The organism is Dehalococcoidia bacterium, assembly GCA_035310145.1.
GTDB lineage: Bacteria > Chloroflexota > Dehalococcoidia > CAUJGQ01 > CAUJGQ01 > CALFMN01.
The window spans coordinates 1-22,467 of record DATGEL010000098.1; the positions used below are offsets into that span (position 1 = coordinate 1).

A 22,467-nucleotide genomic window follows, 5' to 3' on the forward strand; every position below is an offset into this window, starting at 1 on the left:
GCATGGGGCTGTCCTCCCGGCTGGCGCAACGGTCTCAAGCACCCGTCACGCTACCCGCGGGCAGCCCTCTTGCCTCTCCCTCTTGTGGAAACCGCCAAAGTCCAGGGGCGCGCCGCCCGTGGGCGGCGCGCTCAACCCTGCGCTGGTGAAGCGAGGCTACGGCAGCGTGGCCGGCGCAATGATGATCGACGGCGCCACGAGCATGGCCGCCGCGGCCGGGCCGCCGACGATCGTGTCCGCGCCGTTCGCCGTGTCGGTGAGCGTCAACGCCTCGGTCTGCGGGCCGTTCTCGACGTTGACGACGATCTGCGCGTCGCCGAGGGCGTCCGTTGTCACACTGGCCGGCGTCGCCTCGGCGGCGCAGCCCGGCGTGCCGTCGCCGTTCGTGCCGCAGTCGGAGACGGTGTAGGTCGTGTTGGGCGCGGCGCCCTGCAAGTTGATCGAGAACTGCTGCAACGTGCCGAAGCCGTCGAAATCAACCACGCCGACCTGCGCTCCGGTCATCGACGCGATCAGCGGATAGGACGGCGCCTCCGCCGCCGCGCCGCCGGCGAAGCCCGCCGCCAGTGGCAGCGCGGCCAGGGCCAGGGCGCAAGCGCCCGCGGCCAGGCGGCGTGTGCTCGATTTCCCGAGATTCATGGTTTTCCTCCCAACAAGTGGCTTCATGGCCGGCTCGGTGGCCCGATGCGGGGTCACATGCTCCGAACCGGTGTTCTTGCAGGCCTGCGTTACTTTCATAGACGGCTGACGAGTGCCAATTCGCCGATCGCCGCTCGTTCTTGTGATCCGCGCAAAATCGGTGGATTTACTGGCGCTGGCGCCGCGGTGGACGGGCAGACCCCACCTCTCGGGACGCTATCCGTCCACCGCGGCTGCTGACGTGGCCCCGCCGGCTGGATCACTCGCCAGGTGCAGGCCGCCCGCGCGAGTGTGGGCTACAGGTGAAGCCGGCGCCTGGCTCGGCGTCGCGGGCGCCATCCAACATCGCCGGCTAACGCTGCGCACCGAGCATCACCCCTCCTCCTGCTCTCCGCCCTTCCGTCTTCGTGGTTGCGCGACGGTCGTGCCTGCCCTCATTCACCGTACGAAGCCAGGCTGAGAGGAGCTTGAGGAAAGCGTTAAGCACCGGCAAAGATTCGGTTAGCCGGGCATTTCGCAAACGCGGCACGGGGCGGCAACTGCCGCCCCGTGCCCTCGGTTGCTCGCGGCTGCTCAGACCGCGAGAAAAACCGCCAGATTCGCGTGCCCGGCGATCGTCTTGCGTACGCCGTGCAGGCCTGCTCCGCGCTCCGGACCCGTGCTAGCAGCGTCGGATACTTGCGCTCTCTAATTCAGCCTATCCTGCGCTGAGAGGAGAGGAAGTCACGGTTCGGTAACGCCTGACTCGGAACCAGTCGGCGGGCCACCGGTCACGCCTACGGGCCGTGGCGCATGCGCAGCGTGCGGTACTGGGGCCGCGTGGATGTGGTATGCCGCTCGCCCGTGGGCAGAAAACCGCAGCGCCTGTACAGCCCGATAGCCGGCGCATTGGTCTCGACCACATCCAGCTCAACGCGGCGCACGCCTCGGGCTGCGGCCCAATCGAGCACCGCCCGCACCAGCGCCTCGCCCAGCCCGCTGCCGCGCCGCGCGGGATCGACCCACATCGCGATCAGGTAGACCGTCGGCGGCGTGTCGGCCTGCACAGTCTCCAGTACGCCGCCGACCATACCCCACCAGCGCCCGTCCGCTGCATCTTCGCCGATGAACGTCACGCGGCCGGGCAGCGCTGCAGCGCGCTCCTGCCAGAGCTGATCGGGGTAGGCGAGCGCCTCGGCGAGCGTGGTGAGAAAGGCGCCGGGCGCATCCGCCAGGGCGCGCAGGCGCACGTCGCGCAGCAGCGCCGCTTCGTCTGGACGCACGGCCCGGATGTTCATGACCGGCACGCTACCACGCCGAACGCCGCTTTGCTTGACGGCATGCGCCTGCCCTGCGATCATGCCGCCGCCGCGACCGGACGGCGCGGGCGCAACGAGGAGACGACGCGATGCCGTGGATCGAGATCAACGGAACCGACATCTACTACCAGGAGGAGGGCAGCGGCCGGCCGCTCCTCTTTCTGCACGGCAACAGCTCCTGCGGCGAGGCCTGGTTCCAGCAGTTCGCCGTCTTCCGCGGCCGCTTCCGCTGCATCGCCTACGACAGCGTCAACCACGGCCACTCCTCCAACTCGCCCCGCGGCGAAGAGGAACCGGACCGCGCCGACGAGCTGGAAGGCTTCCTGCAGGCGCTGGCGATCGAGCGGCCCGTTTTGGCCGGCAACTCGATGGGGGGTGACACGATCCTGCGCTGGGCGGCGCGCCACCCGGACCGCGCCGCGGCGCTGATCCCGTCGGGCATGGGGCTGATGGAAGCGGGCGCGCCCGGCCTCTCGCCGGCGCCGCTTGACCACGAGACGCTCTTCCTGCCCGTGGGCGATGCGCTCACAGACGGCTTCAGGCAGCGCCAGCCACGCATGTTCGAGCGCTATCTGCGCATCCGCTCCACGGCCACGCGGCTGGAGGCGCTGCGCTATCCCCGCCCGCGCGGGCGCACGCTGGCCGAACGCGCCACGCTGGGCGAGCGCATCGGCGCCGTCAGCAGCCCCATGCTGATCGTCGTCGGCGAGCTGGATCGCCTGCGCCCCGCCTGCGAGCGGCTGCACGCGGCGCTGCCGCACTCGGAATATCGCGTGATCGCCGGCGCGCCGCACAACGTCTACTACGAGACCGCGGCCGAGTACAACGCCGCCGTCTCGGACTTTTTGAGCCGCGTGCTCAGCGCCGCGCCGGCCGGCAGCCGGGCCTGAGCGCAGCACATCGGCGTCCACCCGCGCACTCTGGAGACCACCGGCCGGGTCCTGTTCGGCCTGGAGCTGGAAGCAGGCCGACGTTGTAGCCGCCGGGCCAACGCCGGCAGTCGCCCGCCCGCGGGTGCATAATGTCCGCAACGGCAGGGGCAGCGGGCGGCTGCGCCTTGCGGAGGGTATGGCGATGACTTCGACAGCGGAACCGGCCGGTCCGGCGGCGTGGTCCGGCCGCGCCGAGCAGTTCGATCTCAGTCCCGAGGTGCGCGCCGTCGCGGCCGAGACGATCGCCACACGCCGGCTGCTGCACCACCACGCCGAGCCGTCGTGGAACGAACACTGGACCGGCGAGGCGATCGAGGAGCACCTGCGCGGGTTCGGCTACGAGGCGGTGCACACCTACGCCGAGACCGGCCGCGCCACGCTGCTGCGCGGCGGCAAGCCGGGGCCGACGGTGCTCTACCGCGCCGACATCGATGGGCTGCCGCTGAAAGAGGAGACGGGGCTGGAATTCGCCTCGCCGGCCGAAAGCGGCATGCACGCCTGCGGTCACGACGGCCATATGGCGATCGCCCTCTCGCTGGCGAAGGTCCTGCGCCAGCGGCGCGAAGAGCTGCCCGGCAACGTCTACTTCGTCTTTCAGCCGGCCGAAGAGGTGGTGGGCGGCGCGAAGGCGATGATCGAAGACGGCTGCCTGAATAACGTCGACCCGGTGATGTCGCTCGGCCTGCACCTGATCAGCGAGCAGACGGCGGTGACGGCGAACATCACCGACGGCACGCAGATGGCCGCCGCCGCCATGTTCGAGATCACGATCACGGGCAAGGGCGGCCACGGCGGCATGCCGCATCGCGCGATCGACGCCGTGCTGGTCGGCGCCCACGTGGTCACGGCGCTGCAGTCGATCGTGGCGCGCAACGTGGACCCGCTGGCGCCGGCCGTGGTCTCGGTCGGCAAGCTTGAGGCCGGCGTGAAGAACAACATCGTGGCGGAGACGGCGCGGCTGGAAGGCACCGTGCGCACGATGGACTTGCCGCTGATGCGCGAGCTGCTGGAGCGCATCGGCAAGCTCGTCGCCGGCGTCAGCGAGGCCTTCGGCGCCACCTGCACGTACCGCTACGACATCTCCGCGCCGCCGGTGCGCAACGACCCACGCGTGGCGGCGCTGGTGCGCGAGCAAGCGGCGGCCTTGCTGGGCGGCTCGCGCCTCCTGGCCACGCCCACCACCGTTTCGGACGACATGGCGCTGTTCCTGGACGAGATCCCCGGCTGCTACTACCTCTTCGGCGCCATGCACGCCGACCCGGCGAAGGTTTTTCCGCACCATCACGCCAGGTTCGACATCGACGACCGTGTGCTGCCCGTGGCCGTGGAGCTGGGCAGCCGCGTGATCCAGAACGTGCTGCGCCGCGGCGGCATCGAGTAACGATCGGCCGCCGCGCCGATGCGCGCCTCAGACGAAGCGCGGCGGCTCTGGGTCGCGCCGCTCGGTCTGTGTCTTCTGCAGCTCTTCCACCGCGGTGGCGACGGCCTCGGCCTCGGCGGCGCTGTCCAGCGTACCGGCGAGATAGACCACGAGCGCGCCGAGGCCGAACGGCTGCGCCATGCCGCTCACGCCCGCCGGCTGCACGCTGATCTGCACGACGCGGCAGTGCTCGTGTTGCTGCATCCAGCGCTGCAGCGCCTCGGCCAGCCGCTGACCGGCCTCCGCGGCGGTACTGCCCTGCGAACCGAAGCCGGCAAAGCGCAGCTCGCCCGCGCTCTGATCCGAGAGCATCGCCTTCCCTCGCCGCCGCGTGTGCTGCCGGTTTGGCACACGATACTACAGCCGCGAAGCCGTGCCCACGCCGGCCACGCGGGGCAGCTTCCCTCCGCGCGGGCTATGTGAGACCGTGCAGCCGGTTGAGGTCGGCGTAGGCGGCCGGGTTCAGCTCGCGGCCGGCGAGACCGGGAAACTCCGGCGTGTAGCGGTGGGCGCGGTAGATCAGCGTCACCAGCCGGCCCTGCTGGCGGTTGGCGAAGGGATTCACCCACTCCCACACCGTCTCGCCGCGCGGCGTGACCTCGAACACGCGGCCCGGCGCGCCCTCGCAGATCAGCACGTTGCCGCCGGGCAGCCGCTCCGCGCCGGAGACATGGCCGCTGAAGAACTGCTCGAACGGCTCGCCCGTGTACTCCCAGACGATGCTGTTGTCCTTCGGGTTGACCTCGATCACGCGTGAGCGCGGCAGGCCGATGCGGTGCATGCCGTTGTCGAAGATCTGCACGTTGCCGCCCGGCAGCGCCGTGGTGTGGTGCTGGTGCGCGATCTCGGGGAAGCCGTACTTCCACAGCAGCGTGCCCGAGGGGCGCGCGACGATGCCCACGCGGCTGTTCGTCCGGCAGGAGAAGAGCAGGTTGCCCTCGGCCGTCAGCGCGATCGCGTTCATGTGCGTCCATTCCCAGCCGGCTTCCAGCGAACAGAGCGGATCGCGGCGCGGGTCCAGCGCCTCGGAGACGCGCAGCCGCGCCACTTCCTTGCCCCGCGGGTCGATCTCGATCACGTCGTCGCCGAGCAGCGGCGGTCGCTTCTCCTTCGGACGCAGGCGCGGCAGCCCGCGCACCCGCCGGGCGAACGCGGGCGGCAACTCGACCCAGAGCGGCAGCAGCGTGTTGCCGTTCGGCAGGCGGATGAAGTCGTGGTGGATGGCCGGGTTCTCGTACTGCCAGGCGATGGCGCCGTTCCAGTCCAGCTCCAGCAGGTGCGTGCCGCCGCCGCCGAGCAGCCGCGCCCGCTGCGGCCAACCCGGCTGCGGCTGGTCGAAGGGCGGCCGTTCGGGCGGCGGCAGGGCGCTGTCCGTGCCGAGCGCCAGCAGGCGGCCGTTCTCCAACAGCCGCGCGTAAAATGGCCGGATCGTGGTGAAGCGCCAGCGCTGCACGATGCGCCCGTCCATGTCCAGCAGGAAGGTCGAGTCGCCGCCCGTGGGCGTGACCAGCGTGTAGCCCTTGCACGAGCGCGCCGGCTCGTGATGGCTGAGCCCGGTATTGCGGTAGGGCGACCAGCCCATCGTTCGCCTCCGCGCCGTGGCCTACCCCTGCTTGCTGCGCAAGCCCACCCTTCGCACGGGGAAGGGGTTGGACTGAGGAGATCCGATCGTTCGCAAGCCGGCCCTTCCGTGTCGCGAGGGGAGGTTTCGCTTTAGCGAAAGCGGGGTTAGGCCACCGCGTCTCGAATGAAGGTCAGCATGCGGGCGTTCGCCTGCTCGGCGAGCGGCAGAGGAAAACCGGTGAAGCCGTGGGCGCCGCCCGCATAGACCGCGAGTTCCGCCCGGTTGCCGGCGGCCAGCCAGCGCGCGTACATGAACAGGCTGTCGTCCAGCAGCGGGTCTTCCGTGCCCACGGTAAACAGCGCCGGCGGCAGATCATGCAGGTCGGCGTAGAGCGGCGAGATGTCCGGGTCGCGCCGCATCGCCGGATCAGGCACGAACTGGTCGAAGAACCAGCGGTCGAGCGACTGGCTCAGCACCAGCTTGCGGGCGAAGCGGGCGTGCGAGGGGGTCATCGTCAGGTCGTAGCAGCCGAAGACCAGGTTGGCGCCGGCGAAGCCCCTGAAGCCGTGCCGGTCGCGCAGGCGCAGCAGGGTCACGGCCGCGAGCTGGCCGCCGGCCGAGCCGCCGCCGATCAGCAACCGCTCGGCGCCAAACTCTGAGCGCGCGTGCCGCACCAGCCAGAGCGCCGCCGCCTCGCAGTCGTCGGCCGGCGCCGGATAGGGATGCTCCGGCGCCAGGCGGTAGTCCACGCTGACCACCGCGACCTCGCAGGCGCGGGCGATGCGCTCGTTGATCAGGTCGCCGCCCTCCGCCGTGCCGATCACCCAGCCGCCGCCGTGAATATCGAGGTAGACGCCGCGCACCGTATCCGGCACAAACACGCGCACGGGCATCTCGCCGTGCGGACCGGGCAGCCTGCGCGCCTCGGCCATGGGCGAGACAGCCGGCGCCCGCAGCAGCCCCTCGGAGAGCGCACGCAACGCCGGGGCGCTCTCCGGCTCATACCAGCCGGGCACCGCGGCGAGTTGTGCCGCGAGCTGGGCGTTGAACGCCGCCGTTTCCGGGTCGATCGCGTCCGGATGAAAGACGCGCGGGTCGATGGTCAGGCTCTCGGGCATGGTCTGCCTCCTGAAAGAAGCGCCGCCGGACGCGACTGCGTCGCGACGCCGAGCTTCGCTGTGCCGCCGTGAGACCGATGCTACAGGGCGAACCGCCGCGCGGCCAGCGCGCCGGCCCGGCCGCGAGCCCGCCGCCGTCGTCGCCCTGCCGCATTTCTCCGCCGCAGGCCGCGCCGCCTGCCTCCTGGCCCCTGCACGCGAGCGATTTCGATAGATTGACGTTATCTATAGCGGCCCTGCCGTCATGGAAACGTGAGGACAGGCGACCTGCGGCGAGCTTTTGCCGGTCATGCGCCGGGGATTCGCAGCTCAACCATGCCGTGACTGCCTCAGCGTGCCGAAGCGCGTTCGCCGCCGCGGCGCGGCCGCGTGCCGTTGGGTACAATCCGCTCGGTTTGGCGTCGGGCGGGGCGGCGGCCGCGTGGAGGGCAGAGGATGGCAGCAGAGCCCGGAGTGGCCGGGGCGCGGCGCGGCCTCAGCGATCATCCGCTGACGCGGCGCGGCCTGCTCAGCGCCACGGCGGCAGCGGCCGGAGCCGGGTTCCTCGACCGGCTGCTGCACTTTCCGGCGGCACGGGCGCAGCAGGCGCCTCCCGGGGCGACCACCGCCACGGTCAATTCCAGCGATGGGCTCAACCTGCGCGGCGGCCCAGGCGAGAACTACCCGGTGCTGGCCGTGATGCCCGCCGGGGCGCAAGTCCCCATCACCGGCGCCGCCACCCCGGACAACTGGCTGCCGGTGCAGTACAACGGCCAGAACGGCTGGGCCGATGGCGTGTACCTCGCCAGCGCGGCGGCGCCCGCGCAGACGGCGGCAAGCGTGCTGCCCGCCGACGGCCTCAACCTGCGCAGCGGCCCCGGCACCGACCAGAGCGTGATCATCGTCATTCCCGGCGGTTCCACGGTGACGATCCTCGGCGCCGCGAGCAACGGCTGGGTGCCGGTCAGTTACGGCAGCCGCGCCGGCTGGGTCGAAGCCAGTTATCTGGGCAGCGGCGCAGCGGCGCCCACCGCCGCGCCGGCGACGGGTTCGACGCTCACGGCGGCCGCGACGGCATCGACGGCGGGCGCCACGATCGCGCCGCTGGGCGCGGCGGCCGCGGGCAGCACGACGGCCTTCGGCACGGCGGCGCTGGGTGTCGCCGCGCCGCCCGAACGCGGACTGGCGGCCACGCCCGCGCCGGCAGGAGCAGCGGGGCGCTTCGTCTGGCCCGTGGACTCGCGGCAGATCACCACCGTCTTCCAGGCGGCGCACCAGGCGCTCGATATCGGCCAGCCGCTCAACAGCCCCGCCCGCGCCATCGCCGATGCGATCGTCTCCTTCGCCGGCGGCGATGCCAGCCGCAGTTATGGCCTCTACGTGATCTTGCAGCACCCGGACGGCTACTCGTCGCTGTACGCGCACCTCTCCACGATCGGCGTGCAGCAGAGCCTGGCGGTGAAGCAGGGCCAGGCGATCGGCCGCACCGGCATCACCGGGCGCTCGACCGGCCCGCACATCCATTTTCCCATCTACTACCAGGGCATGCCGCTGGACCCGCTGACCGTGCTGCCGAACGACGGCGTCCAGATCATGGCCGGCGCCAACGACGTGGCGTGAAGTAGGGAACAGGGAGCGCTTGCACCCTCTTTCTATTTCCTGTTCCCTGTTCCCTCGTCCAGCGCAGCGAGGGCGGCGGCGACCACGCGCCGGTGATGGCGGTTCAGGTAGCGGGCGGTGCGCCCGATCACGGCGAACTGGCGATCGCTGAGCAGGCCGCGCTCGCGGTAGGCGCGCACCTCGTCTTCGTCCTCGAAGCGCGTCTCGCCCAGTGGGCTCACCCAGAGGTCGAGCAGTAGATCGGTGAAGACGAGGCCGTCGCGGCGGATGCGCACGCCCTCGACGACGTCGAAGCGGTCGGCGATGGGCGAGCCGTCGGCGCGTGTCATATGGTAGAGGTTGTACGTGCGGCCGCGCCAGAAGAAGCCGGTCGTGTAGCTGCCGGCCGGAATCTCGAAGCCGCCGGCGCGGGCGTAGGTTGTGCCGCTGAAGTCGAAGCGCACGGCCGCCCAGCGCGGCGTCACGGCGATCGGCCGCGTCTCGAAGCGCTGCTCGCGGCCGTCCAGCGTGCGCTTCGTCTCGATGAAGGGCGTCATCGCCGCATCGCGCATGCGGCTATTCTGCGCCGCATGTCCCTCGGGCGCCATGCCGAGCCGACGCCATCCGCCGCTTCCCTGTAACCTGTAACCTGTCACCTGTAACCTCCCACCCGTAGCCTGTCGCCGCGGAGACAGAAACATGCGCTTCGGTCTGTTCTTCCTGATGCAGCGCGACCCCAACTGGGCCGAGCAGGCGGTCTACGACGCCGAGCTCGAGCAGATGGTCGCGGCCGAGGCGCTCGGCTTCGAGTCGGTCTGGGTGGCCGAGCACCACTTCAGCGACTACGGCCTCTGCCCCGCGCCGCAGGTGCTGGCCGCCTATGTGGCGGCCCGCACGCGCAGGCTGCGCCTGGGCATGGGCGTCTCGCTCCTGCCGCTGCACGACCCGGTGAAGCTGGCGGAGGAGCTGGCGGTGCTCGACCAGGTGAGCGGCGGCCGGCTGGACGTGGGCATCGGCCGCGGCGGCGCCGGCCCGGACTACACGGCCTTCGGCGCCGGCTACGAGGAGAGCCGCGCCCGCCAGGAGGAAGGGATCGCCCTGATGCGCGCCTGCTGGAGCGGCGCGCCGGTGCAGTTCAGCGGCCGCTTCCGTTCGCTCGCCGGCGTGCGGGCGACGCCGCGGCCGCGCCAGCAGCCGCACCCGCCGCTCTGGCTGGCGGCAAACAGCACCGACAGCAATCTCTCCGCCGCGCGCCTGGGTCTGCCCACGCTGTCTTCGTTCTTCGTGCCCGCGTCCGAGCTGCAGCGGCGCCGCGCGGCCTTCCGAGAGGAAGCGGCGGCGGCGGGCTATGCCCCCGCGGCCGTGCAGGCGTTGCACGAGCAGAGCTGCGGCATGCGCTGTGTGTTCGTGGCGCGCGACCGCGCCGAGGCGATCGCCACGGTACGCGGGCCGTTCATGGCCTACCAGGAGCGGCTCTCGGCGCGAGCCAACGTGCGTGGGCGCCTAGGCTTCGGCTACCTGCGCCCGTTCGAGCAGTATCTGGAAGAGGGACTGGCGAGCTTTGGCAATCCCGACGACGTGGTGGAGAGCCTGCAACGCTACGCGGCCGAGACGGACTACGAGCGCGTGCTGATCTTGATGGCGCTGGCCGGCGTGCCGGGCGCGGCAACGCTGCGGTCGATGGAGCTGTTCGCCGCCGAGGTGATGCCGCGGCTGGCGGGCGTGGCGGCATGAGGCCCGCCCTCATGCCACGTGCATGATGATGCCGTCCTGCTCGCTCTCCGGCAGCACGCGGCTCTTGATGTACTCCACCAGGCGGGCCGTGTCGCCCTCACCGAAGATGATGAAGCGTACCGCCCGCGCCACCGGGCTGCCCGAGGTCCAGCTGCCGTTCAGGTGCACCTGGCAGCGGTACTGCTTCACCAGCACCAGGCTCAGCGCCACGATCCCGTTCGGCACGGCCGGCGCCGAGCAGCGCAGCACCGAGTACGGTCCGACCCGGCGCCCGTGCACCACCATGCGGTCGGCAAACGCCGAGGGATCGTGCGTCTCCATCTGCACCACGAGGATGGGCTCGCCCGGCGGGAAGTAGTGTACCCGCCGTTGCCGCCGCTCCGTGTGCGCGTACTCGGCGACGTCGTCGCCGTTCCCCGGCTTGTGCAGCATCAGGTGCAGGCGGCGGTGGCCGTGCCCGTCCACCGCGATCGCCTGCTCCACCAGTTGCTGCGCTTCCGCGTCCAGCTCCACTTCTTGAATGCGCAGCTCCGTGGAGCGCAGCACGCGCGAGACCAGCGAGACGCCCACGATCGCGATGATGAAAATGCTGGCGATCTTGATGCCGTCCGGCCGCTCGCGCACGTTCTGGGCGGTGATATAGATGAAGGCGGCGACGATCAGCGCGTATGCCCACCAGATGCGGCTGCGCATTCTATGCGCGGCGATCGCCACCGCCACCGACGCCGACATCATCAGCACCAGCACGCCGGTGGCGTAGGCGCCGCCCTGCGCCTCCACGTCGGCGGCGAAGACGACCGTTACCACCACGGCGATCGCGGTGAAGACGACGACGAGCGGCCGCTGCGCCGCCGTCCACCCCGGTGCCAGGCCGTAGCGCGGCAGGTAGCGCGGCACCAGGTTCAGCAGCCCGGCCATCGCCGAGGCGCCGGCGAACCAGAGGATCAGCATCGTGGAGAGGTCGTAGCCGGTGCCGTAGATGTTGCCCAGGTAGATGTGCGAGAGATAGGACAGCGCCCGGCCCTCCGCCGCGCCGCCCTTGGCGAAGGCCGCCGGCGGAATCAGCAGCGAGGTCACGATGCTGGAGGTGATCAGAAAGGCGCTCATCACCAGTGCGGCCGTGGTCAGCAGCTTGCGCGTGTTGGCGATGCGCCCCGCCGGGTTGGCGCCGGTGTCGCTCGCCCGGCCGATCACCAGCGGCATCACGGCCACCCCGGTTTCAAAACCCGACAGTCCCAGGGCCAGCGCCGGAAACTTGACCAGCGCCTCGCGCACCATCGCCAGCGGATTGCCGTACTCCGCCGTCAGGCCGTGGCGCCAGGCGTTGACCACGCCCGGATGGCGGGCGATGTGCTCCAGCGCCGCCGCGATCGTGATCGTGTTCAGCACCAGGTAGACCGACACCAGCACGATCGCCAGCTTGATCGCCTCGCCGAAGCCGCGCCAGAACACGAGCCCCAGCAGTCCCAGCAGCACCAGCGTCACGGCAAACTGGTGCTGAAAGGCAGCCGGCGTGTGCTGCGCGACGAAGTGATTTTCGACGAAGTGCTTGGCCGCATCGGCGGCGGAGAGGGTGATGGTGATGATGAAGTCCGTGGCGGCGAAGCCGAGCAGGACCAGCACCAGCAACTTGCTCCACCAGCGCGGCAACAGCCGTTCCAGCATCGAGATGCTGCCCTGGCCGTTGGAACTCTCGCGCGCCACCACGCGGTAGACCGTCAGCGCGCCCGCAAGCGTGAAGGCGACGAGCACGGCGGTGGCGATCGGCGAGAGAAAGCCGGTGGCGTTGAAGGCGATGCCGGGCTGGTAGGCCAGGGTCGAGAAGTAGTCGACACCCGTGAGGCAGAGCACGAACAGCCAGAAGTGCCGCGTGTGCGGGGCGTGTTCCTCAGACGGCGCGGCGTGATAGCCGGGAATCGTGGCGACGGTGGGTTGCCGGCGGATGGCCGGCGCGGGCAGGGGCGCCGCGGCCCGCGGCGATGCGTGCCTGCCGTTCACCGAGGCTTCGGGCTCGGGCGGCGCCACGCCGTTGTGGCGCGGCACCACGAACACCGAGGTGCCGGGTTTGCTCCCCCGGCGCAGGTACCCGCGAGAGGTAGCGGGAGGCGGACCCTGCTCGCTGCTCATGACAGACGCTGCTCCTCGCGCCGGGGGCGCGGCTTACGAGGACTCGGCGGTGCCGTCGTCGGCTGGCGCTTCCGCCGCCGGTGGCGCCTGCCAGCCTGCGGAGCGGCGCAGCACGATCACGCGCGGCTCGGACGGCGTCCGCTCTTGCGGCTCCGCCTGTTCCGGCGTATGGCGCTCCTCCGGCTGGGGCCGGGTGGACGATGCCACTATGTAACCTCCTGTCCCGGTGAAGGCACGCGGCCGCGCAGATCGCCTGCGGCGGTGCTATCCTGCGGCGCGGCAACCCCTGGGCGCGCGCCCGGGGTGTTTTTGATATGCTCTCAATATACTCGGTATTGGACGCCAATATAGCGAACTCGCCGCACCGTGCACAGAGGCGCTGTGCTGCCGGGCCCCCACAAGCGGCGCGCGCACGGTCCTGCGGCGCCGCGGAGACAGGCGCGGGTTCGCCGGCGCGCCGGCGCCGCGGCCGGCAGAATGGCCGGCGCGCGGCGGGATGCGGCTGGGCGCCGGTAGGGGCGAGCAGCGCGCGGACCGCGATCAGGAAGGCCGGGAAATCAGCCGGGTCGCGGCCGCCTCAGCGGGCGCCGCGGCCGCGCCGGCGCTGGCCGGGAGTCGTGCGGCCGGAGGCCGGCGTCGCCGCCGGCGTCAAGCGGTAGCCCACGGAGCGCATGGTCTGGATGCCGTCGAAGCCCGCCGCGCGCAGCTTCTTGCGCAGCCGCGCCACATGCCGATCGACCGCCCGCAGCGTCTCGGCGTCGGGCGCGGCGGCGGCTTCGCCGGGCTGCACCACGGCCCACAGGGCCGCGCGTTCGATCACGCGGTACGGCTGCCGCGCCAGCTCGCGCAGCAACAGGAACTCGGAGACGGTGAGGAAGACATCGTTGCCCGCGACGCTGACGGCGTAGCCCTCCGCGTCCAGCGCCAGGTTCCCCACCTGCAGCATGGTCTCCGCCGTCAGCGGCGTTGGTGTTCGGGCCGCCTGCATGCCGCCTGCCTCACGCGCCGCAGAGCTTGCCCGGCCGGCGCACATCGTAATCTCTCTGTGTTCTCTCAGTGTCGCATGGCCGGCGTTGGGGCCGTGTGAGGAAGGCAGCCGCTGCTGTGAGGATTTTGCGAGGATTTGCGCCGGTGGCGTGACGCGGCGTCAGGCATCGAGCAGCAGGCGGTAGCCGATGCCCGTCTCGGTCACGAGGTGGCGGGGCTGGGCCGCGCTGTCGCCGAGCTTCTTGCGCAGTTGCGTGATCGTGTAGCGCAACACCTGCGTATCGCCGTTGTATTCCGGCCCCCAGACGGCGTGCAGCAGCATATGGTGCGTCACCACCCGGCCGGCGTGCACGGCGAGGTACTTCAGCACCTCGTACTCGATCGGGGTCAGGTGGATCTCGCTGCCGCCGCGGCTGAGGCTGCGCCGGCCGAGGTCGAGCACCAGCTCACCGCTGCGGTACACGGGCTCGTCGCCGCCCGAAAGCGCATGGGCGCGGCGCTGGGCGACGCGGATGCGGGCCATCAGCTCGTCGAAGCCGAACGGCTTGGTCAGGTAGTCGTCGGCGCCGGCGTCGAGCGCGGCGACCTTGTCGTGCTCCTGCCCCATCACCGAGAGCACGATGATCGGCACCGGCCAGCGGGCGCGCAGCCGCTTGCAGGTTTCGAGCCCGCCGATGCCGGGCATCAGCAGGTCGAGCAGCACCACCTCCGGCCGCGCCTTCTCCAGCGCGGCGATCGCCTCTTCGCCGCTGGCCGCGGCGGCCACGCGGTAACCGCGCCCTTCCAGCGCCAGGCGCAGGGCGCGCCGGATCTCGGCCTCGTCGTCCACGATCAGCACCAGCGGGCCGTTCATCGCCGCGCCCCGGCCAGCGGCGCCGCGTCGCGCGGCGGCACACTGCCGGCGGGCAGGTCAACCAGCATGCTCACGCCGTCGACCCCGGCTTCGGCGCGGATGCTGCCGCCGTGCGCCTCCACGATCGCCTTGCAGATCGTCAGCCCCAGCCCCGTGCCGCTCGCGGCGCCCTCGCGCCGGTAGAATTTGTCGAAGACGTGCTGCCGGTCCTGGGCCGAGAGCGGGGCGCCGGCGTTGCGCAGGCGCAGGCGCACCTGGTCCGCCTCCGGCCAGACGTCGAGGCGGATCTCGCTTGCGGGCGGCGAGAACTTGACCGCGTTCTCGAACAGGTTGGAGAGCACCCGGTCGATCTGAATCGCGTCCAACGGCAGCGGCGGCAGGTTGTCGGGCATGTTCAGCACGAGCTGCCGCGCCTCGAACAGCGGCTGCAGCCGGTGCACCACGGAGCCGACGATCTCGGCCAGATCCTCGAGCGCCTTGCGCGGCGGCAGCCCCTCCGCCTCGATGCGCGACATCTCCAGCAGGTTCTCCACCAGGCGGTTGAGACGGGCGGCCTCGGCGTCGATGCTGTGCGTGAGCTGATCGAGCGTCGGCGTGAGGCGTGCGCCGAGCGCCTCGCGCAGCCCCGCCGCGGCGGTGCGGATCGTGGTCAGCGGCGTGCGCAGGTCGTGCGAGACGCTGGCGAGGAAGATCGACTTCATCCGCTCGGAGGCGGCGGCCTGCCGCGCCCGCTCCTCTTCGTCGGCCAGACGCGCCCGTTCGATCGCCAGCGCCGCCTGGCTGGCGAAGGCGTGCAGCAGCCGGTCGTGCTCGGCCACGCTGAATCCGTCCTTCAGCTCGGGCGAGACCGTGATCGCGCCGAGCGCCCGTGCGCCGAGCGTGATCGGCACGGCGGTCGTGGGCGAGGCTTCGTGCAGGCGATGCGGCTGCGGCGGGCGGCGCAGCGCCGCGCGATCCAGGGCGCGCTGCGCGGCGGCCCGCTGCGCCGCCGAAGCCTCGCCGCCCAGCAGCTCACCGGCGGCCGCGGCGGGGGAGAGCGAGCCGTCCCCCTCCAGCAGCCACAGCACGGTGGTGCGCGCCCCCAGCGCCTCGCTCAGCCGGCCGGCGATCGCCCGCAGCACGTGGTCGAACTGCGCGTCGCCCAGGATCGTCACGCTCAGATCGTACAGTGCCGCCAGCTCCTGCGCGCGACGGGCGGCCACGGCGGCGCGGTTGCGGAAGCCGGCGGTGAGCTGGCCGGTGAGCACCGCGACGCTCAGGAAGAGGATCAGCGCCAGCCAGCCGTCCAACCCGGTGACGCCCAGGTGACCGACCGGCGGCACGAAGTACCAGTCGAGCGCGACGACCGAGAGCAGCGCCGCCAGGATCGCCGGCCCGCTGCCCGCCGCCACGGCCAGCACCAGCACCAGAGCCAGGTAGATCAACGAGAGGTTGCCGGGATGCGTGTGCCGCAGCAGCGCGTGCAAAAGCCAGGTGAGCGCTGCCACGCCGGCGATCGCCAGGCCGCAGCCGGCCGGCCACGGCAGGCGCGGCATGCGCTGGGCCGGCACGTTCACGATCGCCCCCTCCGCCCGTCCGCGGCCGCGCAGGCTGCCCGGCCGATCTGATAATGCCATGATGCGCCTGCGCCCGGAACAACACGCCCGCGCCGCGCCGAGATGCGTATACTCGCAGCAGCCGCCGCGGCGGCGACGCACCAAACCTTGGGAGCGATGGGAAAACGGGTCCGGGCGGCCCGCAGTGAAATCACCACGGCCGCGGGCCGTCTCACTGCTGGGGGTGAGCGGGGGTTTACCCCCTGAGACCAACGGAGTTGTCAGATGGGCAGGCTGGATGGCAAGGTTGCGCTGATTACGGGCGGGGCGCGCGGCCAGGGCGCGGCGGAAGGCCGCCTCTTCGCCGCCGAGGGCGCCGGCGTGGTGCTCACCGACGTGCTGGACACCGAGGGCGAGGCGACGGCCAAGGCCTGCGGCGGCGTCTATCTGCACCACGACGTGACCAGCGCCGAGCAGTGGGAGCGGGTCGTGAGCGCGGCGCTCGACCGCCACGGCCGGCTCGACATCCTCGTCAACAACGCCGGCATCTGGATGACCGGCCGGCTGACGGACACGACCGAGGCCGACTACCGCCGCGTGATCGACGTGAACCAGGTCGGCGTCTTCCTCGGCATGCAGGCCGCGTCGAAGCCGATGATGGCCGCGCGTTCGGGTGCGATCGTCAATATCTCCTCGATCGCCGGGATGCGCGGCGCGGCGGCGGGCTTCGCCTACGGCGCCAGCAAGTGGGCCGTGCGCGGCATGACCAAGTCGGCGGCGCAGGAGCTGGGCCGCTTCGGCATCCGCGTCAACTCGATTCACCCCGGCCTGATCGACACAGCGATGCTGCACCAGTTGCCGGGCATCGACGCGGGCGGGCTGGAGAACCGCCTGCGCTCAATTCCGCTGGGCCGCGTGGGCGAAGCCGAAGACGTGGCGAAGCTCGCCCTCTTCCTCGCCTCGGACGACAGCGCCTATTCCAGCGGCCACGAGTTCATCATCGACGGCGCCCTCACGGCGTAGCGGGTGGCAGCGTGGCCCTCACCCTCACCTCATCTGTGTGGCCCCTCTCCCTCTCCCAATTCTGGGAGAGGGAGAGGGGCGATCCTGGGGAGGAAGGTCCGGGGCTGCGGCGAGTTGGCAGGCTGCCGCGGGGGCGCATGCCGCGCGCCCGTCGCGCCGGCCGAGTCACGCCTTCAGCCTCCAAACCCACCGGCCCCAAGCTCCCCTCGCCCAGGATTCGGACTGTGAGATTGACCGGGGGTGAGGGCCGAACACCCCGCCTAAAACCCCTTCGCGCTCACGAAGGCGCAGAGGTCGGCGACGCGGCAGGAGTAGCCCCACTCGTTGTCGTACCAGGAAGCGACCTTCACCAGGTTGTCCACGACGACGTTGGTCGAAAGGCCGTCCACGATCGACGAGCGCTCGTCGCCCTTCATGTCCATCGAGACGATCGGCTCCATCGTCAGGCCGAGGATGCCCTTCATGCGGCCCTCGCCCGCGCGGCAGATGGCGGCGTTGACCTCTTCCACCGTGGTGCTCTTCTCGGTCAGCGCCACGATCTCCACGATCGAGACCGTGGGCGTGGGCACGCGGTAGGCCAGGCCGTCGATCTTGCCGGAGACCTCGGGAATCACCAGCCGCAGCGCCTTTGCCGCACCGGTCGAGGTCGGCACGATGTTCATGGCGCCGGCGCGCGCCTCGCGCAGGTCCTTGGAGGCGAGGTCGAGGATCTTCTGCGAGTTCGTGTAGGAGTGCACCGTCGTCATCTGGCCCTTGACGATGCCGAAGTTGTCGAGCAGGACCTTGACCACCGGCGCCAGGCCGTTCGTCGTGCAGGAGGCGTTGGAGATCACATTGTGCTTCGCCGGGTCGTACTTCTCGTCGTTGACGCCGAGCACCAGCGTCACGTCTTCGTTCCGCGCCGGCGCCGAGATGATCACCTTCTTGGCGCCGCCACCGCTGATGTGCGCGCTGGCCTTCGTCGCGTCGGTGAAGACGCCGGTCGATTCGACCACCAGCTCCACACCGAAATCGCGCCAGGGGATCTTGCCGGGGTCGGAGTGCTTGGTCACGGCGATCTTCTTGCCGTTCACGACCAGGGCATCGTCGTGCGCCTCGACGGTGCCGTGGAAGTGGCCGTAGTTGGAGTCGTACTTCAGCAGGTGCGCGTTGATCTCGGTATCGACCAGGTCGTTGAGCGCCACGACCTCCAGATCGTTGCCATGCCGCTCGCCGATCGCCTTCAGCACCTGCCGGCCGATGCGCCCGAACCCGTTGATGCCGATTCGCGTCGCCATAATGACGTCCTCTCCTCGAATCTGCCCGGATGCCGCCGGCCGCCGTGCAGCCGGTTGCTTCGCCTTGCATTGAACAGTATCGAACGATGTCTCTGAACAGTATCTACCGTTATCTCCCGTGGCCGCGGCGAGCGCAAGCGCCGCCGGTGGGATTGCGGCGCGCCGGGGCGCTGGTCGCTATACTGGCACGGGCGAGCCCCGGCCGCGGCGGGAGGAACGACGATGACGATCCAGGCGCGCTACAGCATCGACGACTTCGTGGGCGACATGACCGGCCTGCTGGCGGGCAAGCCAGAGCAGCGCCTGCTGTTCGAGCGCGGCTCGGCCTATCTCGAACGGTTGGTGCGCGATCCCGACGGGCTGCCGGAAGAGTTCCGCCGCCCGTCGGGCAAGGGCCGCCGCGCCAACCACGGCAGCTACGCGCTCTACCGCGGGCCGGGGCTGTTCGTCAGCGCCGTGGTCTGGGGGCCGGGCGACGGCGTCGGCCCGCACGACCACCACACCTGGGGCATGATCGGCGTGCTGGGCAACGCGATCGAGGAGACGCGCTATCGCCGCGTGGACGACCGCGACCGCGACGGCTTCGCCACGCTGGTGAAGGACCGCGCCACGCTGGTGAAGCCGGGTGAAGTCTCGCTGCTGACGCCGGAGATCGACGAGATCCACGCGATGCTGAACGAGAGCGAGCGCTCGACGGTGGAGATCCACGTCTACGGCGCCGACCTCGTCGGCCTGGAACGCTGCCAGTACGACCTGGCGACGGGCGCGATCCGCCCCTTCAAGAGCGGCGGCTTCGACAACTGCTGAGGTCGGGCACGGGCCCTCATCCTCACCCCCTTCTCATTCCTCTGGTCCTTCTCCCAATCCTGGGAGAAGGAGCGGGGCGATCGGGCGTTGCTAGTGCGGGGGGCATCGGGTTAGCCATTTGGCGTAGAGGCGCACCGCGGGCGCCCTTCGCGCCCGCAGCCGCGAGCAATGGCTGCGCGCGAACTGGATGCCAGGGCGAGTGGGTTCGGCAGGCAGGGCCGCGCCCGTACATCACAGCAGCAGCTTGCGCGGCGCGCCGCTCGACTGCCGGCGGAAGTTGCCGATCAGGAAACGCGGCTCGAACTCCTCTTCGATCTCCTCAACGCGGCAACGGTCCGGCGCCGCCAGCGCCTGCTCGGCGCGGGCGAGAAACGCCTCGGTTGCCGTGCGCGTCTCCTCCGTGGCGCCGAGCACGCCGTCGGCGGCCAGCGCCATACCGTGGCGCAAGACCACGCTGCAGAGCGCGATCAGCCAGCCCAGCTCGAGCTGGGCCCAGGCGAAGTGAAACGCCTGGTCGCCGAAGAGCACGGCCAGCTTCTGCTGGTTCGACTCCGGCGCGACCTCGACCAGCGTGGCGCCGAAGTGCGGCCGCGCCAGCTCGGTGCTCGCCCGGTAGACGCGGCCCAGCAGCTCGTCCGCCGCCAGCGTGCCGCCGGCGTGATAGCTGCCGCGGCCGATCTCCGTCGCGTGCAGCCCCTCGTGCGGCCTGAGCGAGCGGGCCAGGAAGATCTCGAACTCGAACAGCTCCTCGCCCCCGAGCTGCACCGCGGCCGAGTGGCACTCGCAGGCCGTGCGCACCAGCGGCGGCACGCCCACGTACGCGCCGCGCGTGAGCAGCAGCGCCGCGTCGCCCAGGCAGTGGAAGACGCGCGACCAGAAAAGCTGCACGGCGGCGGCGCGGTGCGTGCGGAACTTCGACGGATACGTGTCGCCAACCACGCGCAGCACGAGGTTCATGCCCTCGTGCAGCAGGCGCAGGTCCGGCCGCAGCTGGAACTCGGTCTGGCGGTGGCTGTCGAGCGCCTGCGCGTTGCCGCCGTCGGGGCGGCCGGGCAGCGCCCAGCTCTTCGGGAAGACGACGGGGGAAACGCGCTGCGTCGGCGTCTCGTCGGCCACGGCGTTCAGGCTCCCCTGCGCAGGTTCAGGTTGTAAAACGCGCCCATGCCGGCGAAGCTTGCCGCCGGCCCTAGCTCGCGCTCGATCTGCAGCAGGCGGTTGAACTTGGCCACGCGCTCGCTGCGGGCGGGGGCGCCGGTCTTGATCTGGCCCGCACTCGTCGCCACCACCAGGTCGGCGATCGTCGTGTCCTCGGTCTCGCCGCTGCGGTGGCTGACCACGGCGGTGAAGCCGGCGCGCTTCGCCATCTCGATCGCGGCCAGTGTCTCCGTGAGCGTGCCGATCTGGTTGAGCTTGATCAGGATCGAGTTGCTGGCATGCTCGCGGATGCCGCGCGCCAGCCGCTCCGTGTTGGTGACGTACAGATCGTCGCCCACGATCTGCAGGCGCTCGCCCAGGCGCGCCGTGAGCATGGCCCAGCCGCTCCAATCGTCCTCCGCCATGCCGTCTTCGATCGAAACGATCGGGTACTTCGCACACCAGCCGGCCCAGAGCGCGGCCATGCCGGCGCTGTCCAGCTCGCGGCCCTCGCGCGCCAGCTTGTAGACGCCGTGCTCATGCAGCTCCGTCGAGGCCGGGTCGAGCGCGATGAAGACCTCGCGCCCCGGCTCGTAGCCGGCGGCGCGGATCGCTTCCAGCACGATGGCGACCGCGTCCTCGTTGCCAGGCAGCGAGGGTGCGAAGCCGCCCTCGTCGCCGACGTTGGTGTTGAGGCCGCGCCCGTGCAGCACGCCCTTGAGCGCCTGGTAGACCTCGGCGCCGATACGCAGCGCCTCGGCGAAGCTGGCCGCGCCGGCGGGCATGACCATGAACTCTTGAAAGTCGGTCGAGTGCTCGGCGTGCTTGCCGCCGTTGAGGATGTTGAACATCGGCACGGGCAAGGTGATGGCCGCGGGCCCACCCAGGTAACGGTAGAGCGGCAGGCCCACCGCCGCGGCCGCCGCGTGCGCCACGGCGAGCGAGACGCCGAGGATGGCGTTGGCGCCGAGGCGGCCCTTGTTCGGCGTGCCGTCGAGCGCGATCATGGCGTGGTCGATCGCCGCCTGCTCGAAGGCGGACGTGCCGCGCACCGCGTCCGCCAGCTCGCCGTTGACGTGGCCAACGGCTTTGAGCACGCCTTTGCCGCCGTAGCGGCTCTTGTCGCCGTCGCGCAGCTCGACCGCCTCGTGGGCGCCGGTGCTGGCGCCGGAGGGCACGGCGGCGCACCCGCGGGCGCCTCCATCGAGCGTGACCTCGACTGAAACGGTAGGGTTGCCGCGCGAGTCCAGGATCTCCGAGGCGCGCACGTCCGTGATGCTGCCCGCTGCCACGCTGCCTCCCGCGGCGCCGTTCACAGCACGCCGCGATCGTGAAGCTACCACAGGTGGGGGCGTAGGGCGTAGGGCGGGAGGGCGTAGGCCTTCGGCCAAGGCGGTCGCGTTGCGAAACTGAGGGGTTGAGCAAAGGGGAGAGCGATGGCACGTCACCGAGGCGTAGACGTCAACGCTGCCACACGGCGTGTCCGTGACCGGGACGGCTGCTGGTATCGGGCCGAGAATGTCGTGGTCAGCGAAGCCGGCCTCTACTATTACCGCGACTTCCCCGGCGGCACCCTCTTCTCCCGCAACGAGAAGTGGCTGCTGCCCGGGCCGGGCTGGGTAGTCAACCGCTTCAACTTCCTACCCCACGTGCCAGATCCGCTCGACTGGTATATCGAGCCGGACGCGGTGCTGGTCGATGGCGCTGTCTGGCGGGTGCGCGATGCCTTCTTCGACCTCGAAGTCTACGAAGGGCGCCACTATAGGCTGCGCGACGCGGACGAGTTCGCGGATGGGCTGGCGGCGCAAGAGATGACGCTTACCGAGGCGCTGGTCGCATTGCGTTCCCTGCAACGCCTCTGCGAGGCACTGCGCCGGCACGACTTTTCGGGCAAGGCACTGCTCGAAGAGTTCGCGGTGGACCTGCCGCCCTGAGTACAGGCTCCGATCACGGCGGCGAAGCCCGCGGCGTTCGACGGCGCACCACGGCGCCGACCGCCGCGACCACAAGGCCAAGCGTGACTAGCGCGATCGTGGCGAGCGCAGCAAGCAGTAGGCGTCCGGCCGTGCCGCTCGTATGGATCGGCGTCTGGCCGACCAATATCGCAGAGGCGACGGCCACGCTCGTGGCAGTGGGTGTGTCAGAGGACAACAGCTGCATCGGCGCGGTCATCCGGGACAAAATAGGTTGGAATTGTGGACAGATGTCCGGGCGAGGCGCTGCGCCGCAGTAATTGCCTTGCGATTCGCCATGATAGGCGGCGATGCGGCCACCGCTGATTTCAAACGTCGCCTCGAAGTAGGGTGTGACAAGTTGTAATGGGTCAAGTGATTAGGCGGCCTGGGCGAGTTGCGTGGCGTGCTGGGCGCGGAGTGCAACCATGACCTGGCCGCCAGCATCCGACCAGCGTGCCCCGGCCCGCTTGAGCCGCTGTTGGATGA

At 70.7% G+C, this 22,467-nt stretch carries 21 protein-coding genes; 7 read left to right on the forward strand and 14 right to left on the reverse strand.

Features of this window, described 5'->3' with window-relative positions; all coding sequences use genetic code 11:
* Window positions 1-156: 156 nt before the first annotated feature.
* Both VKV26_18590 and VKV26_18595 read right to left on the reverse strand, forming a co-directional pair.
* Complete coding sequence (locus tag VKV26_18590) at window positions 157-639, reverse strand: hypothetical protein (protein ID HLZ71916.1); 483 nt, start codon at window positions 637-639, stop codon at window positions 157-159.
* A 776-nt stretch (window positions 640-1,415) separates the two neighbouring features.
* Window positions 1,416-1,916: a GNAT family N-acetyltransferase gene (locus VKV26_18595; GenBank protein ID HLZ71917.1), complete on the reverse strand. Its 501-nt coding sequence runs from the start codon at window positions 1,914-1,916 to the stop codon at window positions 1,416-1,418.
* A 110-nt stretch (window positions 1,917-2,026) separates the two neighbouring features.
* On the opposite strand from VKV26_18595, the gene VKV26_18600 reads away from it, so the two are divergent.
* Window positions 2,027-2,827, forward strand: a complete 801-nt coding sequence (locus tag VKV26_18600; GenBank protein ID HLZ71918.1) for an alpha/beta hydrolase — start codon at window positions 2,027-2,029, stop codon at window positions 2,825-2,827.
* 184 nt (window positions 2,828-3,011) lie between these two features.
* Window positions 3,012-4,250: an amidohydrolase gene (locus VKV26_18605; protein ID HLZ71919.1), complete on the forward strand. Its 1,239-nt coding sequence runs from the start codon at window positions 3,012-3,014 to the stop codon at window positions 4,248-4,250.
* 27 nt (window positions 4,251-4,277) lie between these two features.
* Here VKV26_18605 and VKV26_18610 read toward each other — a convergent pair whose 3' ends face one another.
* From VKV26_18610 to VKV26_18620, 3 genes are all read right to left on the reverse strand, one after another.
* Entirely contained in the window at window positions 4,278-4,601 is a 324-nt protein-coding gene (locus tag VKV26_18610; GenBank protein ID HLZ71920.1) for a hypothetical protein, read from the reverse strand.
* A gap of 103 nt (window positions 4,602-4,704) precedes the next feature.
* Window positions 4,705-5,871 carry an aryl-sulfate sulfotransferase gene (locus tag VKV26_18615; GenBank protein ID HLZ71921.1) on the reverse strand — a complete coding sequence of 389 codons (1,167 nt, stop codon included), beginning with the start codon at window positions 5,869-5,871 and terminating at the stop codon, window positions 4,705-4,707.
* 146 nt (window positions 5,872-6,017) lie between these two features.
* Window positions 6,018-6,971, reverse strand: a complete 954-nt coding sequence (locus tag VKV26_18620; protein ID HLZ71922.1) for an alpha/beta hydrolase — start codon at window positions 6,969-6,971, stop codon at window positions 6,018-6,020.
* A 435-nt stretch (window positions 6,972-7,406) separates the two neighbouring features.
* On the opposite strand from VKV26_18620, the gene VKV26_18625 reads away from it, so the two are divergent.
* Entirely contained in the window at window positions 7,407-8,570 is a 1,164-nt protein-coding gene (locus tag VKV26_18625) for a peptidoglycan DD-metalloendopeptidase family protein (protein ID HLZ71923.1), read from the forward strand.
* A gap of 32 nt (window positions 8,571-8,602) precedes the next feature.
* Here the strand turns inward: VKV26_18625 and VKV26_18630 are convergent, their stop codons facing one another.
* Window positions 8,603-9,157 carry a DUF402 domain-containing protein gene (locus VKV26_18630; GenBank protein ID HLZ71924.1) on the reverse strand — a complete coding sequence of 185 codons (555 nt, stop codon included), beginning with the start codon at window positions 9,155-9,157 and terminating at the stop codon, window positions 8,603-8,605.
* Between the two features lie 91 nt (window positions 9,158-9,248).
* Between VKV26_18630 and VKV26_18635 the strand changes: the two genes are divergently transcribed.
* On the forward strand, window positions 9,249-10,283 hold the full coding sequence (locus VKV26_18635) for an LLM class flavin-dependent oxidoreductase (GenBank protein ID HLZ71925.1): 1,035 nt from the start codon (window positions 9,249-9,251) through the stop codon (window positions 10,281-10,283).
* Between the two features lie 9 nt (window positions 10,284-10,292).
* Here the strand turns inward: VKV26_18635 and VKV26_18640 are convergent, their stop codons facing one another.
* From VKV26_18640 to VKV26_18660, 5 genes are all read right to left on the reverse strand, one after another.
* Window positions 10,293-12,410, reverse strand: coding sequence for an amino acid transporter (locus VKV26_18640; protein HLZ71926.1), 2,118 nt, complete (start codon window positions 12,408-12,410; stop codon window positions 10,293-10,295).
* Between the two features lie 33 nt (window positions 12,411-12,443).
* The gene (locus VKV26_18645; protein ID HLZ71927.1) at window positions 12,444-12,617 is read right to left on the reverse strand and encodes a hypothetical protein; all 174 of its coding nucleotides are present in this window, start codon (window positions 12,615-12,617) and stop codon (window positions 12,444-12,446) included.
* Window positions 12,618-12,987: 370 nt separating this feature from the next.
* A complete protein-coding gene (locus VKV26_18650; protein ID HLZ71928.1) occupies window positions 12,988-13,398 on the reverse strand; it encodes a winged helix-turn-helix domain-containing protein in 411 nt (136 codons plus the stop codon).
* A gap of 159 nt (window positions 13,399-13,557) precedes the next feature.
* A complete protein-coding gene (locus tag VKV26_18655; protein HLZ71929.1) occupies window positions 13,558-14,250 on the reverse strand; it encodes a response regulator transcription factor in 693 nt (230 codons plus the stop codon).
* Window positions 14,247-15,866, reverse strand: a complete 1,620-nt coding sequence (locus VKV26_18660; protein HLZ71930.1) for a DUF4118 domain-containing protein — start codon at window positions 15,864-15,866, stop codon at window positions 14,247-14,249. Before VKV26_18660 ends, VKV26_18655 begins: the two co-directional genes overlap by 4 nt.
* A 204-nt stretch (window positions 15,867-16,070) precedes the next feature.
* On the opposite strand from VKV26_18660, the gene VKV26_18665 reads away from it, so the two are divergent.
* Entirely contained in the window at window positions 16,071-16,808 is a 738-nt protein-coding gene (locus VKV26_18665; protein HLZ71931.1) for a glucose 1-dehydrogenase, read from the forward strand.
* Window positions 16,809-17,068: 260 nt separating this feature from the next.
* On the opposite strand, the gene gap is transcribed toward VKV26_18665, so the two are convergent.
* A complete protein-coding gene (gap, locus tag VKV26_18670) occupies window positions 17,069-18,085 on the reverse strand; it encodes a type I glyceraldehyde-3-phosphate dehydrogenase (GenBank protein ID HLZ71932.1) in 1,017 nt (338 codons plus the stop codon).
* A 222-nt stretch (window positions 18,086-18,307) separates the two neighbouring features.
* Between gap and VKV26_18675 the strand changes: the two genes are divergently transcribed.
* Window positions 18,308-18,892, forward strand: a complete 585-nt coding sequence (locus tag VKV26_18675) for a cysteine dioxygenase family protein (protein ID HLZ71933.1) — start codon at window positions 18,308-18,310, stop codon at window positions 18,890-18,892.
* Between the two features lie 231 nt (window positions 18,893-19,123).
* Here VKV26_18675 and VKV26_18680 read toward each other — a convergent pair whose 3' ends face one another.
* Together VKV26_18680 and eno are read right to left on the reverse strand one after the other, a co-directional pair.
* Complete coding sequence (locus tag VKV26_18680; GenBank protein HLZ71934.1) at window positions 19,124-20,008, reverse strand: hypothetical protein; 885 nt, start codon at window positions 20,006-20,008, stop codon at window positions 19,124-19,126.
* 5 nt (window positions 20,009-20,013) lie between these two features.
* Entirely contained in the window at window positions 20,014-21,318 is a 1,305-nt protein-coding gene (eno, locus tag VKV26_18685; GenBank protein HLZ71935.1) for a phosphopyruvate hydratase, read from the reverse strand.
* A gap of 144 nt (window positions 21,319-21,462) precedes the next feature.
* Between eno and VKV26_18690 the strand changes: the two genes are divergently transcribed.
* Entirely contained in the window at window positions 21,463-21,960 is a 498-nt protein-coding gene (locus tag VKV26_18690; GenBank protein HLZ71936.1) for a hypothetical protein, read from the forward strand.
* Window positions 21,961-22,467: the final 507 nt, after the last annotated feature.

Bases quoted from the DNA above. Each gene is read 5' to 3' on its own strand.
- VKV26_18690 (HLZ71936.1), top strand. From the start codon at position 21,463: ATGGCACGTCACCGAGGCGTAGACGTCAACGCTGCCACACGGCGTGTC.
- VKV26_18665 (HLZ71931.1), top strand. From the start codon at position 16,071: ATGGGCAGGCTGGATGGCAAGGTTGCGCTGATTACGGGCGGGGCGCGC.
- VKV26_18650 (HLZ71928.1), bottom strand. From the start codon at position 13,398: ATGCAGGCGGCCCGAACACCAACGCCGCTGACGGCGGAGACCATGCTG.
- VKV26_18605 (HLZ71919.1), top strand. From the start codon at position 3,012: ATGACTTCGACAGCGGAACCGGCCGGTCCGGCGGCGTGGTCCGGCCGC.
- VKV26_18660 (HLZ71930.1), bottom strand. From the start codon at position 15,866: ATGGCATTATCAGATCGGCCGGGCAGCCTGCGCGGCCGCGGACGGGCG.
- VKV26_18590 (HLZ71916.1), bottom strand. From the start codon at position 639: ATGAATCTCGGGAAATCGAGCACACGCCGCCTGGCCGCGGGCGCTTGC.
- VKV26_18610 (HLZ71920.1), bottom strand. From the start codon at position 4,601: ATGCTCTCGGATCAGAGCGCGGGCGAGCTGCGCTTTGCCGGCTTCGGT.
- VKV26_18620 (HLZ71922.1), bottom strand. From the start codon at position 6,971: ATGCCCGAGAGCCTGACCATCGACCCGCGCGTCTTTCATCCGGACGCG.
- gap (HLZ71932.1), bottom strand. From the start codon at position 18,085: ATGGCGACGCGAATCGGCATCAACGGGTTCGGGCGCATCGGCCGGCAG.
- VKV26_18625 (HLZ71923.1), top strand. From the start codon at position 7,407: ATGGCAGCAGAGCCCGGAGTGGCCGGGGCGCGGCGCGGCCTCAGCGAT.
- VKV26_18640 (HLZ71926.1), bottom strand. From the start codon at position 12,410: ATGAGCAGCGAGCAGGGTCCGCCTCCCGCTACCTCTCGCGGGTACCTG.
- VKV26_18615 (HLZ71921.1), bottom strand. From the start codon at position 5,871: ATGGGCTGGTCGCCCTACCGCAATACCGGGCTCAGCCATCACGAGCCG.
- VKV26_18655 (HLZ71929.1), bottom strand. From the start codon at position 14,250: ATGAACGGCCCGCTGGTGCTGATCGTGGACGACGAGGCCGAGATCCGG.
- VKV26_18600 (HLZ71918.1), top strand. From the start codon at position 2,027: ATGCCGTGGATCGAGATCAACGGAACCGACATCTACTACCAGGAGGAG.
- VKV26_18595 (HLZ71917.1), bottom strand. From the start codon at position 1,916: ATGAACATCCGGGCCGTGCGTCCAGACGAAGCGGCGCTGCTGCGCGAC.
- VKV26_18675 (HLZ71933.1), top strand. From the start codon at position 18,308: ATGACGATCCAGGCGCGCTACAGCATCGACGACTTCGTGGGCGACATG.
- VKV26_18630 (HLZ71924.1), bottom strand. From the start codon at position 9,157: ATGGCGCCCGAGGGACATGCGGCGCAGAATAGCCGCATGCGCGATGCG.
- VKV26_18635 (HLZ71925.1), top strand. From the start codon at position 9,249: ATGCGCTTCGGTCTGTTCTTCCTGATGCAGCGCGACCCCAACTGGGCC.